The sequence below is a fragment of the Paraburkholderia eburnea genome (assembly GCF_002917095.1).
GTDB classification, from domain to species: domain Bacteria; phylum Pseudomonadota; class Gammaproteobacteria; order Burkholderiales; family Burkholderiaceae; genus Paraburkholderia; species Paraburkholderia eburnea.
In genome coordinates, this window is record NZ_PQGA01000001.1 from 431,106 (window position 1) to 445,044 (window position 13,939).

Here is a 13,939-nt window from a genome sequence, read left to right on the forward strand (position 1 = left end):
CCGTTTCCTGGGTTTTCAGGCGGTTTCCGCCGCCACCGCGCGCACGTTCAACGCCTGCGGCGCGAGCGGATCGTGCGGACGCGTTTCCAGCCAGAAACGGTAAAGCGTGTTCTTGGCAGCTTCGAGCCGATAGTCGCTGGTCGCGCGCATATCCGAGAGCGGCGCGTAGTCGTTGCCCATTGCGATCATCGCGGCCTGCGCCGTGGCTTCGTGCCATTGCGCGTCGGCCAGCACGGCTTCGGTATGCGTCGCGCGCCTGGGCGTCGCGGCCATGCCGCCGAAGGCGATGCGCGGCTCGCGGACCGTATCGCCATCGGCGATAAAAGCAAACGCGGCGCACACCGCCGAAATATCCGAGTCGAAGCGCTTGGACACCTTGTAGGTGCGGAACTTGAGGTTCGCGCGCGCGCCGGTGCGCGTCGGCACTTTCAGCGCAAGCACGAATTCGTGTTCGGCCATGTCCTTCTTCTGATAAGCCAGATAGAGGTCTTCGAGCGGCATTTCGCGCTCGACGTCGCCGCCGCGCACGACCACGCGCGCGCCCAGCGCGATCAGGCCCGGCATCGAGTCGCCGATCGGCGAGCCGTTCGCGACGTTGCCGCCGATCGTGCCGGCATTGCGGATCGGCAGCGAGGCGAAGCGCAGCCACATCTCTTCGAGTTCGGGATAGTGCTTCGCGAGTTCCGCATAAGCGCGCTCCACCGTCACGCTCGCGCCGATTTCGATGAACGCGTCGCTCACCTGGATCTCGCGCATCGCGTCGATCTGGCCGACATAGACGATGTTGCCCAGTTCGCGCATCTGCTTGGTGACCCACAGGCCGATATCGGTGCTGCCCGCGAGAATGCGTGTGTCCGGGCGCGCCTCCTTGATGGCGGCGAGCGCTTCGACGGTACGCGGCGCGTCGAATTGCTGGCCCTTGTGCTCGTAGTGGAAGGTGTCCTTGCGCTCGATCGTCGCAAGCACTTCGCCAAGCGCCTTCACATCGACGGGCGCTTTCGGGCCATCGAGCTTGAACATCTGCTCGGCGGCGTCGAGGATCGGCCGATAGCCGGTGCAGCGGCACAGGTTGCCGGTGAGCGCGTTGGCGATGGCGTCGCGCGAAGGCACGCTGCAGGCGCTTTTGCCTGCGCAACCGCCGCCTTGAGCGGCGCCGTGCTCATGCCCGTGCTTTTCGTAAAGCGCCCACATCGACATCACGAAACCCGGCGTGCAGAAGCCGCATTGCGAGCCGTGACAATCGACCATCGCCTGCTGCACGGGATGCAGCGAGCCGTCGGGCTGGCGCAGGTCTTCGACGGTGAAAAGCGCCTTGCCGTCGAGCGTCGGCAGGAACTGGATGCAGGCGTTGACGGCCTTGAAGCTCACGCCGCCTTCGGCATTGCGCTCGCCGACCACGACCGTGCACGCGCCGCAGTCGCCTTCGGCACAGCCCTCCTTGGTGCCGGTGCAGCGCGCGTCTTCGCGCAGATACTGGAGAACGCTGCGGGTGACGCCCGCGTCGCTGACTTCGCGAATCGCGTTGCGGTGATAGAAGCGGATCGGCTCACTCATGATGTCTGTCTCGTCGTGTTTCTGCGGCGCGCGGGAAAAGCTTCGCGGGGGTTCACGGCGCGCGCCGCGCATTCTTTCAGTGGACGATTCGAAAACTATCACCGCCAATATTGAGATCCCATAGCAGCAAGTACATGGGGGATATATCGTCGCGGCGATAAATCGATGCTTCGGCGTGGTGCGGGGCTTATGGCGCGATGACCGGTTTGCACTCACATTGCACAATTTCGCTCGAATGCGACAAAAACGGCGTTCGGACAGTGCGCAAGAATATGGCAGCGCTCCTTTCATTGAGCGTAGTCCATACCCGCCGCGCATCAATTCCGGCGAACCCGTGCCCAACTCCGCCCATTTGCGCCCACGCGGATGTCCGCCTGTTGACAGGCCGGTTACGTGCCACGCGTGCCGTCTACGCGCACGAGAACCGTGGGATGTGCCCAACGGACGGCTTTTTCAACGCCTGCATAAGAACCGGTTCCATGGGACAATTGCGCCTTTCCCGCCGTTATCCATCCGCGTTTTCCCCATGTCCGCTGATTTGGCGCCCCCGCGCACCGGGTTGTCGACGACCATGCAGATCATTCCGGTCGTCTTTTTCACCTTCATCTGCTATCTGACGATCGGCATTCCGCTCGCCGTGCTGCCAGGCTACGTCCACAACGACCTCGGTTTCAGCACCGTCGTCGCGGGCGCGGCCATCAGCGTGCAGTACATCGCGACGCTGTGTTCGCGCGCGCTCGCCGGCCGTTCGGCGGACACGCTCGGGCCGAAGAAGACCGTCAGCATCGGCCTGACGATCTGCGGCGCGAGCGGCGTCATGCTGCTGCTCGCCACGCTCGTCGATCATTGGCCCGGCCTGTCGCTCACGCTGTTGATCGCGAGCCGCCTGTTGCTCGGCTGCGGCGAAAGCCTGTGCGGCACCGGCGCGATCCTCTGGGGCATCGGCCGCGTGGGCACCGCGCACAACGCCAAGGTGATCTCGTGGAACGGCATCGCCACCTATGGCGCGCTCGCGCTCGGGGCGCCGCTCGGGGTGGAAATGGCGCATTACCTTGGCTACTGGATGCTCGGCGTGTCGATGATCGCGCTGGCCGCGCTCGGCTTCTGGCTCGCGCGCCCGATCGCGCCGGTGCCGCTCGTGCACGGCGAGCGCATGTCGTATCGCAGCGTGTTCATGCGCGTACTGCCGCATGGCCTGGGTCTCGCGCTCGGCTCGGCGGGCTTCGGCTCGATCGCCACTTTCATCACGCTCTTTTACGCGGCGCGCCATTGGCCTAACGCGGCGTTCTCGCTGACGATATTCGGCCTGATGTTCATCGGCGCGCGTCTGCTGTTCGCGAATACGATCAAGACCTTTGGCGGCTTCCGCGTGGCCATCGCCTCGTTCTCGTGCGAGTGCGCGGGCCTGCTGCTGCTGTGGCTCTCGCCCACGCCGCACGTCGCGCTAGTCGGCGCGGCGCTCACGGGCTTCGGCTTTGCGCTGGTGTTCCCGGCGCTCGGCGTGGAGGCTGTCGGCCTCGTGCCGGCGGCGAGCCGCGGCGCGGCGCTGTCCGCATATTCGGTGTTCCTCGATCTGTCGCTCGGCATCACCGGGCCGCTGGCCGGCTATGTGGCGAATGTGTTCGGCTACGCTTCGGTGTTCCTGTTCGCCGCCATCGCCGCCGCGTCCGCCGTGGCGCTTTCCGTGTCGCTGCATCGCAGGAGCGTGCGCGAAGCGGCGCTCGCGCAGCCGGTTACGTCCGACGCGCAGTAAAAGTGCAATAAAAAACCGCACCGGGCAACGCCCGATGCGGTTCGTCCTCTCCCGCGCGGCGGCGCGTCAAACGCCGCCACGCAGGCTTATCGTCCTTCCCTACTTCTTCACCGCGCTCGGGTCGATCTTCTTGCCGGTTTCCTCGTTATAGCGCTGGACGTATTCCTCGCTGAGCTTGCGCATCGCGCGGCCGATCTTGCGATAGTCCGCTTCGTTCAGGTTCGCGAGCGACACGCGGCCCGACGGATGCGCGGTGCCGAAGCCCTTGCCCGGCAGCAGCACGACGCGGGCTTCGGCGGCGAGCCGGAACAGCAGTTCGTTGGGCTGGACCTGCTTGAGCAGCCAGTCGACGAACTCGCGGCCAAAGCGTTTCTCGCCCAGATACTCCATGTCGATGATCGTGTAGTAATCGACCTGGTTCGGATCGCTCGCATCGACGGCAATGCCCATCTCCTCGTAGAGCGCGCGCTTGCGGCTGCGGATCAGGCGCTTGAGCGCGTTCTTGTAGGCGTCCGGCGTATCCATCAGCGAGAACAGCGAGAACAGCACCATCTGCACCTGCTGCGGCGTCGATAGACCCGCCGTGTGATTGAGCGCGACGGTGCGGCTGTCGGCCACCAGACGGTCGATGAACTTGAGCTTGTCCGGCTCGGTCGTGATCGACTCGTAGCGCTTGTGCAGGATCTTCTTCTCTTCCTTCGGCAGCTTCGCGAGCGTGGCGTCGAGCACATTGTCGCGATGCGTGGCGATCGCGCCCAGACGCCAGCCGGTGGCCCCAAAGTATTTCGAATAGGAATACACAAGAATCGTGTTCTTCGGCGCGAGCGCGAAGAGCGACACGAAGTTGTCGGCGAAGGTGCCGTACACGTCGTCGGTCAGCAGGATGAGGTCCGGGCGCTCCTTGATGATCTCGGCGATGTATTCGAGGCTTTCATCGTCGATCTTCACCGACGGCGGATTGCTCGGGTTGACCAGGAAGAACGCCTTCACCTTCGGGTCGCGCAGCTTGTCGAGTTCCTTCTTCGAGTACTGCCAGTTGTTCTCGACGGTGGCGTCCAGATGCACGACGTTGAGCTGATAGTCGTTGAGTTCGGGAATCTCGATGTACGGCGTGAAGATCGGCATGCCCAGCGCGATGGTGTCGCCCGCCTTGATCAGGAAATTCTCGCGCATCGTGTTGAAGATGTACGTCATGGCCGCGGTGCCGCCTTCGACCGCGAACACGTCGAACTCGCCGACGAACGGATGCTTGCCGATCATCTCGCGGCGCAGATACTGGCCCACGATGATTTCGGACAGCTTGAGCATGCGGTCCGGCACCGGATAGTTACAGGCCAGGATGCCTTCGCACATCTCATAGAGGAAGTCGCCCGCCGACAGACCGAGCTGGTCGCGCACATACGAGACCGCGCCGCCGATGAAATCGATGCCGGGCTGGCCCTTGTTCTCACGCAGGAACTGGTCGAAGCGCTCGACGATGCCGGCACGCTGCGGAAAGCCGCCCACGCCTTCGGGCATGTACGAGAAAGAGCGCTCCGATTCGCGCATCGCGAAAAGGCCCAGTTGCCAGAAGCCGTGGCGCGGAATCGTCGCGAGGAAGTTGGGGTTGCCGCGGCCGGCATTGAGCATCGCAAGATTGGCCGGACGCTCGGTCGCGCCGCCGCCCGCTGCCTTGATGAGTTCGTCCTTGAGCTCGAACGGGCTAAGTGCGTCGAGGCCACTCTTTTCCTTCGTGCCGTTACCGTTGCCTTTACCTTTTGCCATGATGCTCTCCAGTGAGAAGACATTGAGCGTGCCGCCGCTATCCGCGCCTGGGCGCCATTCGCCGCGCAAACAGCCGGCACGCGTTTCGACCCATTCCAGCGGGCCTGCGCGCCGGAACGGCACGCGCGGCCCGCGTTGACTTCATCTCATGCAAGACCGACCACGAGCGGCCCGAGCAGCGTGAGCAGCACGTTCGCGATCGCGTAGGTGATGGCGAACGGCACCGTCGGCACGGCACTCTCGGCCTTGTCGAGAATGCCGCCGAACGCCGGGTTCGCACTGCGCGAGCCGGACAGCGCGCCCGCGAGAATCGCCGCGTTGTTGTACTTCAGCACGTAGCGGCCAAACAGCATCGTGAGGATCAGCGGCACGATCGTCACCACCACGCCGAGCAGGAAGATCGTGATGCCGCTCTGCTTGACCGTCACCACCGCCTGCAGCCCCGAGTTCAGCCCCACCACCGCGACGAAGGCCGCCAGCCCGAAGTCCTTGAGCAGTTGCGAGGCGGCCGGCGGCATCACGCCGTACATCGGATGCTTGCCGCGCATCCAGCCGAACAGCAGACCCGCGAGCAGGCAGCCGCCGCCCGAGCCGAGCGTGAGCGGAATGCCCGCCACGTTCACGACGATCAGACCGACCAGCAGACCCAGCACGAGGCCCACGCCCATGTAGATGAAGTCGGTCTTGTTGCTCCACGCCAGCTCATAACCGGCTTCCTGGACCGCGCGTTTGGTGTCCGTTGCCGTGCCGTAAATCGTGATGACGTCGCCGTGTTCGAGCTGCGTTTGCGGCAGCACCGGCACCGGCTGGCCCGCGCGCTCGATCTTCTCGATGTAGACGCCGTGGCGCATGTCGTGATCGACGTTCTTGCGCACCTCGGCGATCGTCGTATGGTTCATGCCCTTCTTCGTGAAGACGAGCTGGCGCGTCTGCATCACGAGGCTCATGCCGCCCGAATCCGGCACTTCCGGCCCGATCAGCGCGCCCACTTCGACCATCTGCTCGCGGCGGCCCACGACCAGCACGATGTCGTCGCGGCTGAGCACGAAGTCAGGCGTCGAGTCGAGGATCTTGCCCGCGCGGCGGATCTTCTCGATGGCGACTAAATCGTGCTCCGCCGTTTCGAGCTGCTTGACGGTCTTGCCCGCCGCGGCCTCCACGCGGAACACGCGCCCGAACAGTTCCGGCAGCGCCGTCACCTGGCCCGGTCCCGACGAAGCGCCGCCACCCGCCATTTCGCGTTCGGCATCGAGCGAGGCGTCCTTGAGGCTGCGCCCCATGAACTTCGGCAGGATGTTCACGCAGACGATGATCGCGCCGAGCGAGCCGAACACGTAGGTCACGGCGTAGCCGATCGCGACATCGGCCTGCATCGCCTTGACCTGGTCGGCCGGCAGTCCCAGACGCGCGATGGCGTCGCCGGCGGTGCCGATAATGGCCGACTGCGTCATGCCGCCCGCGGCGAGACCGGCGGCGAGGCCCTTGTTGAGGTGAAAGAGCTTTGCGCACACCAGCACCGTGAAAAGGCCCGCGAGCGCCATGAAGACCGCCATGGCGATTTCGCGCAGCGTCTTGCGGTTGAGCGAGTTGAAGAAGCCCGGCCCCGAGTCGTAACCCACGGCATAGATGAAGACGGCGAACATCACCGATTTCACGCCGTTATCGATCGTCACGCCCACCTGGCTGACCACGACGGCGGCGAGCAGCGACCCGCCCACGCCGCCTAGCTGGAATTTGCCGAAGTTGATCTGGCCGATCCAGTAACCGACGGCCAGCGACAGAAACAAGGCAATTTCCGGGGATTTGTGAAAGATGTCATGTAGCCATTCCATCGTGCCCTCGCATTGGTAGGTGTGATGCGCTGCTGCCGCCCCAAGAGGCTGGCTGCGCGGTCCAGCGCCGCGTCAGCCGAACTTCGTCGCGAGCCCGACCACCACGGGCCCCATGAGCGGCAACAAGATATTCGACAGCGCATAGGTGATCGTGTAGCCGATCACGGGCGTCGAATTGCCGGTGACGCCAACGAGCGCACTGATCGCCGGCGTGCTGCACTGCTGACCTGCAATCGCGCCGAGCAGCATCGGCGCTTCGAGCTTGAGAAACATTCGCCCGATCCAGAGAGACAGAAGGCCCGGAATCAGCACCATCAGGATGCCGGCGAGCGGCAGCGCGAGGCCGTACTCGCGCACGAGCTTGATGGCGTCGGGTCCGGCCGACAGGCCCACGGCCGCGATGAAGGTGGCAAGGCCGAAGTCCTTGAGCACCTGCGCCGCCGCCGAGGGCAGCGAGCCGACCACGGGAAAATGCGAGCACAGCCAGCCGAAGAAAAGACCGGAAAGCAGGCAGCCGCCGCCCGTGCCGAGCACGAGCGCCACACCGCCCACATTCACGCCGAAACGCCCGATCATCATGCCGACCAGCACGCCCAGGCCCAGATAGACGAAGTCGGTTTTCTGGGTCTGCTGGATCACGTAACCCAGGCGCTTCGCGCCGCGCGCCACGTCCGTCGGCGCGCCCAGCAGCGTGAGCACGTCGCCGCGATGAACCACCGTGCCGGGCAGCGCGGGCACCGTGGCGTCGAGCCGCGTGATCGCACTCACGTAGATGCCGCGTCCGTCCTCGGGTGTGGCGCGCTCGCGCAGTTGCGCGAGCGTGAGGCCGTTGGCTTCGCGACGCGTGAGCATCACGTCCACGCGCTGCGCGAGCAGCTTCGTGAAGCCCTCGCCGGAGACTTCGGCGCCGAGCTGCGCCGACGCCTCGACCATCGATTCGCGCCGCCCGGCGATGAACACGATGTCGCCGGAGCGCAGCGCGAACTGCGCGTCGGCGTCGATCTGGCGCTGCTCGCGCAGCACGCGCTCGATCGTGATGTTGTTGCCGAAGCGCGCCTCGAACGCGCCGACCTGCGTGCCCGCGGCCGGCCCCACGTCGAACGCGCGGCCCACGAGCGGCTGCAGCGCGAGGCGCTGGCCTTCGTCGAGCACGCCGTCGCCGCCGAGCTTGCGAAAGAGGCGCGCGGCCTCCTCGCGCAGATTCACGCGCATGATGAGCGGCGCGATCTGGCTCGTGAACAGCACGATGGTGATGAGGCCAAACAGGTAACTCACGCTATAGGCCGTGACGATGTGGGCCTGCATCGCGCTCACCTGGGCCTCGCTCAGGCCGAGCCGCGCGATGGCCTCCGACGCGGTGCCGATCACGGCGGATTCCGTGGCCGCGCCCGCGAGCAGCCCGGCTGCGGTGCCCGCGTCGAGCTTCATCAGCACGACCGCGATCATGACGAGCGCCATGACGGAGACGATCTCGACAATCGATAGCAGTCCGTAGCGCCAGCCGCGCCCCACATTCGCAAAGAACTGCGGGCCGCCCGTGAAGCCGAGCGCGAAGATGAACAGCGCAAACGCCACGTTCTTGAGATCGGGAGCGATGCGCGCGCCCGTCTGGCCGAGCACGAGCGCAACGATCAGCGTGCCGCACACGCCGCCCAGCGATATCGGTCCAAAGCGAATTGAACCAATTAGATAACCGAGTGCGAGACTCACGAACAGGGCAATCTCGGGTTGCGACTTCAGCAATTCGACGATCATGTCAGGTCTGCCGATTTACGTTTTGGTTTTCCCAAATGCGCTTAAAAGAAACATGCGTTTAGCATGCATGTCTCTATACCGCAACTCGCCGCTTATTTGCGCAATGCGCAATAAATCCCAAAACCGCCTTTATCCATCGCTTATGTTAAAAGTGTGAAGCCGTCCTGTACTGCAACTGACCGAGGATTGAAAGCAAACGTATTCCGCGCCACAAAATAGCAGACTACGGGAAGCCCTGTCGTGAAGGTGCACAGCGGCTGGGGGAAATTTATTTCCCCGCTTCATACACCGCTTCATACAGGTTAATCCGATGCGAATCTGACATATCTTTTAGCGACCTTGAAAAGGTGGCAAAAACGTCTCTTTCAATTCTCATGCCAGCCGCTCATGAACTTTTAACAAACACGAAACAGGCCTGCCGCCTGAGATAAATATTGTAATTCCCAACGACTGTCAATATTATTTTCGTGCACGATCGCTGCTCGCTCATCAGGAAGTCGCGTTACATTGGATATCCGGAATTGACCGGAAAAAGCCCGCGTAATGCCCCTTCAACCGGCACATGCACCAGCATACGAGGCGAATTCGATGAACCAGATACACGCCATGCGCGTCTTCGTCAGGGTTGCGGAATCGCAGAGCTTTCGCCGCGCCGCCCAGCAACTCGACGTCTCGAATGCGCTCGTCACCCGCTCGATCGCCATGCTCGAAGCCCATCTGCATACGCGTCTCATCAACCGCACCACGCGCAACCTTTCGCTGACCGAAGCAGGCCTGCGCTATCTCGAAGGCTGCAAGAGCGTGCTGGAGGAACTCGATCACCTGGAAGACTCGCTCGCGCACACCGAGCGCGAGCCAAGTGGCACGCTGCGCGTGATGGCCGCGGGCGCGCTGTCGCTGGGCACGCTCACGCCGCTCATCGACGGTTTCCGCCGGCTTTATCCGCGTGTGAACGTGCGGCTGACGCTGGCCGAGAAACCAACCGAGCTGCTCGAAGACGGCTTCGATGTCGGCATCGTCGCGGCTTGCGCCACGCGTGGCGGCGAGTTTGTCGAACATGCGCTCGGCACCACGGCTTTCGTGCCGTGCGCATCGCCTGCGTGGCTGGCCGAGCACGGCGAGCCGCGCACGCCCGAACAGCTGGAGCAGCACGCCGCCGTGACGCTGCCGCCCGAGGAGCGCAGCGCGAGCTGGCTATTCGCGCGGCCAGGCGAAAGCGCGCAGCAGGTCACGCTGCAACCCGGCTACGCGGTCAACAACATGCTGATGGTGCGGCTTGCGGCGCTGGCGGGCATGGGCGTGGCGATCGTGCCCGCGCCGCTGGTCGCCGACGACCTGGCCGCCGGCACGCTCGTGCGGTTATTGCAGGACTACGAGATCGAGGACGCGCAGGCGAGCATGGCCATTGTCTATCCGCGCCGCCAGTATCTGCCCGCAAAAACGCTGCGCTTCGTCGATTACACCATCGAGCATTTTCAACAGACGTGCGAAGCAAAGCCGGCGTCGGTGCCCCACGGTGCCCGCACGATGCTTGCTGCGGGCACGGTGGCATCAGGCCCACATATGCTGATGCATGGTTAGGCAACGTCGTATCGAGGGTGTACGTGAGGGCGCGCGAGCGCCCTTTTCTTCATGCGCTCGACGGCAACGGTCAAGGCGCGTGCTCCACGGCGTCGGGCGGCGCATCGTCCTCGCCCGCCGCGCCGCATAACTCGCGCAGCAGCGGCGCTTCGCGCTCGTGCACTTCCACCGGCAACCACACCGCCCCCGCCCACGCGAGATAGCGCGCGCGATGCTGGCCGTTGCGAAACGCCACCACGCCCACGTGCGCCACGCCGAGCCAACCGGCCAGACCACCCGCGCGCCGTTTGGTGATCGTCACATAGGGCATTTGCGGCACGCGCTCGTTGCGCGGATCGAGAAACTCGCGGATGCCGCGCACCTTGCCCGCGTGCCAGTCATCGACAGGCTTGAGCACATAGTCGGTGTCGTCGCGGTCGGCGCACAGCAGCAACTTCTGGAGATCGACGAGCACCACTTCGTGACGCGTCCCGTCGGTCGCGAAGACGCGCTTGAAGCGCACATGGTCGTACGCCTGATGAGCAGGCAAGGGCACGACCCAAAACGGGCCGCTGGCCGCCTCGCGCGGCGGCGAGGGAATCGAAGGCATCTCGGGGGGCATGGACATGGACGTCTTCGGCATGCAAATAAGGCGCCTCTCGCAGGGAGGAAAAGCGGCCTAAGCTACGAGGGATTCGTGACTATTTCGTGACCTATGCTACGTGAATATGCGCGGTGTGGGTTTATCCGGGAAGCCGCCAATGGACACTACCGACACTGCCGACACCGCCGACGACACCTCCGATGACCAGTGTATCGAAACATTCGGCGCCCACGTGCGTATCGAATCGCGCGGACATCGGGCGACCATCGTGCTCGATCGCCCCGCCCGGCGCAATGCAATCGACCGCACCGTCGCCGACGCGCTTCACGCCGCGTTCGCACGTTTCGAATCGAATGCGCATTGGCGCACGGGCGTGCTGTTCGGCGCGGGCGGCACCTTCTGCTCGGGCGCCGATCTCGGCGCGTTGAACGACGAGTCGCGCCGCAACGAGATCCACGCCGACGGCAACGGCCCGGGACCACTCGGCCCGACACGCATGATGCTCAGCAAGCCCGTCATCGCCGCTATTTCAGGATATGCCGTCGCGGGCGGGCTGGAACTCGCGTTGTTCTGCGATCTGCGCGTGATCGAACAGAACGCGGTCATGGGCGTGTTCTGCCGCCGCGTGGGCGTGCCGCTCATCGACGGCGGCACGGTGCGTCTGCCGCGTCTCATCGGCCTGTCGCGTGCGCTCGACCTGATCCTCACGGGGCGCGCGATCGATGCGCAGGAAGCGCTGGCCTTCGGGCTGGCGAACCGCGTCGTCGCGCCTGGCACGGCGCGCGCCGAAGCCGAAGCCCTGGCCGCACAGCTTGCGGGCTTTCCCCAGGCGGCGCTGCTCGCGGACCGGCGCTCGGCGTTTGACAACAGTACGCTGGCCGATCTGGCCGAAGCCCTGCGCCGCGAAGGCGCCGGGGGTTATCGCGCGGTGATGGACGAAGGCCTCGCGATGGCCGCGCGTTTCGCGTCGGGCGCGGGGCGTCACGGCGAATCGTTCGATGGTTGATGCTTAATCGCTTGAACGCAGCCGCGCGAGCCGCTAGATTAAATCTGACAGACTCACCGAGACTGTCAGATGATTTGAATGCAAACGCCGCAAGAACAGCAACACCGCACCGCCAGCACTGCCCGCGCCGCCCGCGTCTCTGCGCGATCCGTACCTCGAAGGGGCTTCCCCCGGACACGACGCCGCCGCGCCCGCAACCCATGATGCCGCATCAGGGGATCTCCCATGCCGACGGATCGAATCATCCGCTTTGCGGACTTCGAACTCGACGTCGAGCGCTACCAGCTCCGCCGCGCCGGTGAGCAAATCCGGCTCGAACGCCTGCCCATGGATCTGCTGATCCTGCTCGCGTCGCGTCACGGCGAGCTGATCTCGCGCGCCGACATCGTCGATCGCCTGTGGCATGGCAATCCCTACCGCGACACCGAAAACGGCATCAACACGGCGATCCGCAAAATCCGCATCGCGCTCGCCGACGATCCGCTCAAACCGCGCCATCTCGTGACCGTGAAGGGCAAAGGCTATCGGCTCGATGGTGCGAATTTCGTGAGCACGGCCAGCGCCGACGCCATCGATCCCAGCGAAACGCCACGCTCGCACAGCGCCGTGCGCGTGCTGGTGCTGCCGTTTGCAAACCTCACCGGCGACGGCAATCAGGAATGCCTGTGCAGCGCGCTCGCCGATGAAATTTCGGCCACGCTCGGCGCGCTCGGCCCGGATCGGCTGCGCCTGATCGCGCGCACGACGGCGGCGCGTTATCGCGATACCGCCAAGGGCATCGGCGAGATCGCGCGCGAACTCAAGCTCGACTATGTGCTCGAAGGTTCGCTCTCGCGCGAGGGGCCGCGTGCGCGCATCCTCACGCGCCTGATCCGCTGTGCCGACGAAGTGCAGATCTGGAGCCGCGCGCACGAGCCGGTCTCGCCGGGCGCGCTCGACATGCTCAAGGAAGTCGCGACCGCGCTGGCGCAGGATCTCGCCACGACGCTTTCGGAGCAGCAGCGCTCGCGGCTCGCGCGGCGCCTGCCCGTCGATCCCGCCGCGCACGACGCCTATGTGCGCGGGCGCTACTTCTGGTATCGGCGCGTGCATTTCGATGCGGCGTTCTGCGCGCATCACGGCATCGACGGAGAAGACTTCGCGCGCAGCCGCGGCTATTTCGAAACCGCGCTCGAACGCGACCCGAACTACGCGCTGGGCTATGCGGGCTTGTCGAATTACTACGGCGCGTCGGTCGTGCACGGGATGTTCTCGCCCGACGACGGCTGGCCGATCGCACGGGCGCTCGCGCACAGCGCGCTCGAACTCGACCCCGATCTGCCCGAGGCACATCACGCGCTCGCCGCCGTGCGCTACTTTTTCGAATGGGACTGGGCGCGCGCCGAGGCGGGCTTCAAGGAGGCGCTGCGGCGCAATCCGAGCTACCCGGAGGCGCATCGACTGTATGCGCGGCTCTTGCTGTCGGCGGGCCGGCGCGCGGAAGGCGAAGTCGAAATGGCGCGCGCCGAGCGCATCGACCCGCTGGCGTTCCAGGGCTCGCGCGCCTTCGGCATGATTCTGTCGGGCCGTCACGAAGAGGTGGTGAGCGACTATCTCTCGCCGGGCCACATGGATTATTCGCCGCTCGCCTATCAGGTGCTCGCGACGGCCTTCGAAGTGAGGAAGCTCTACGCGCAGGCCGTGGACGCGACCGTAGAGGCGCTGGTGCGCTGCAATCTGCATGCGCGCGCGGCGACGATCCGCGCGCAATGGGACGCAGGCGGCTACGACGCGGTGCTGCACTGGTATCGCGACGATCTGCTGGCCAGACACCGCAGCCAGTACACCTCGCCGCTCCTGATCGCCGAAATCTACGCGCGCCTCGCGCAGCCCGACGAGATGTTCCACTGGCTCGACGCCGCGCTTGCCGAACGCAGCGCGCGCCTGTGCGAATTGCGTATGAATCCGTGGTTCCAGCCCTATCGGCCGGGCGGACGCATGAGAAAAATCGAGCAGCTGATCGGCGAAGGCCGGGCGCATTGACTGTATTCACCCGGCCCCGATGCTACCGCGGCGGGGCGGCGAGGCTGCGCACCGGCCGGGCATTCGACGGCCTCCTTTGCGCGCGGCGC

9 protein-coding genes are annotated in these 13,939 nt (G+C 65.0%); 4 read left to right on the forward strand and 5 right to left on the reverse strand.

Features of this window, described 5'->3' with window-relative positions; genetic code table 11:
* Positions 1-15: 15 nt before the first annotated feature.
* Entirely contained in the window at positions 16-1,554 is a 1,539-nt protein-coding gene (xdhA, locus tag B0G62_RS01930) for a xanthine dehydrogenase small subunit (protein ID WP_103701982.1), read from the reverse strand.
* Positions 1,555-2,080: 526 nt separating this feature from the next.
* Between xdhA and B0G62_RS01935 the strand changes: the two genes are divergently transcribed.
* The gene (locus B0G62_RS01935; protein WP_103701984.1) at positions 2,081-3,307 is read left to right on the forward strand and encodes an MFS transporter; all 1,227 of its coding nucleotides are present in this window, start codon (positions 2,081-2,083) and stop codon (positions 3,305-3,307) included.
* Positions 3,308-3,406: 99 nt separating this feature from the next.
* Here B0G62_RS01935 and B0G62_RS01940 read toward each other — a convergent pair whose 3' ends face one another.
* From B0G62_RS01940 to aspT (B0G62_RS01950), 3 genes are all read right to left on the reverse strand, one after another.
* A complete protein-coding gene (locus B0G62_RS01940; protein ID WP_103702891.1) occupies positions 3,407-5,071 on the reverse strand; it encodes a bifunctional aspartate transaminase/aspartate 4-decarboxylase in 1,665 nt (554 codons plus the stop codon).
* Positions 5,072-5,217: 146 nt separating this feature from the next.
* Positions 5,218-6,903, reverse strand: a complete 1,686-nt coding sequence (gene aspT, locus B0G62_RS01945; RefSeq protein WP_103701986.1) for an aspartate-alanine antiporter — start codon at positions 6,901-6,903, stop codon at positions 5,218-5,220.
* A 72-nt stretch (positions 6,904-6,975) separates the two neighbouring features.
* Complete coding sequence (gene aspT, locus B0G62_RS01950; protein WP_103701988.1) at positions 6,976-8,658, reverse strand: aspartate-alanine antiporter; 1,683 nt, start codon at positions 8,656-8,658, stop codon at positions 6,976-6,978.
* 588 nt (positions 8,659-9,246) lie between these two features.
* On the opposite strand from aspT (B0G62_RS01950), the gene B0G62_RS01955 reads away from it, so the two are divergent.
* Complete coding sequence (locus B0G62_RS01955) at positions 9,247-10,239, forward strand: LysR family transcriptional regulator (protein WP_103701990.1); 993 nt, start codon at positions 9,247-9,249, stop codon at positions 10,237-10,239.
* Positions 10,240-10,309: 70 nt separating this feature from the next.
* Here B0G62_RS01955 and B0G62_RS01960 read toward each other — a convergent pair whose 3' ends face one another.
* Entirely contained in the window at positions 10,310-10,840 is a 531-nt protein-coding gene (locus B0G62_RS01960; protein ID WP_244193106.1) for a plasmid fertility inhibition factor family protein, read from the reverse strand.
* A 139-nt stretch (positions 10,841-10,979) separates the two neighbouring features.
* Here B0G62_RS01960 and B0G62_RS01965 point away from each other — a divergent pair, with 139 nt between their 5' ends.
* Together B0G62_RS01965 and B0G62_RS01970 are read left to right on the forward strand one after the other, a co-directional pair.
* The gene (locus B0G62_RS01965) at positions 10,980-11,828 is read left to right on the forward strand and encodes a crotonase/enoyl-CoA hydratase family protein (protein ID WP_103701992.1); all 849 of its coding nucleotides are present in this window, start codon (positions 10,980-10,982) and stop codon (positions 11,826-11,828) included.
* 225 nt (positions 11,829-12,053) lie between these two features.
* Positions 12,054-13,850 carry a winged helix-turn-helix domain-containing protein gene (locus B0G62_RS01970; protein WP_103701994.1) on the forward strand — a complete coding sequence of 599 codons (1,797 nt, stop codon included), beginning with the start codon at positions 12,054-12,056 and terminating at the stop codon, positions 13,848-13,850.
* The last annotated feature ends 89 nt before the right edge of the window (positions 13,851-13,939 follow it).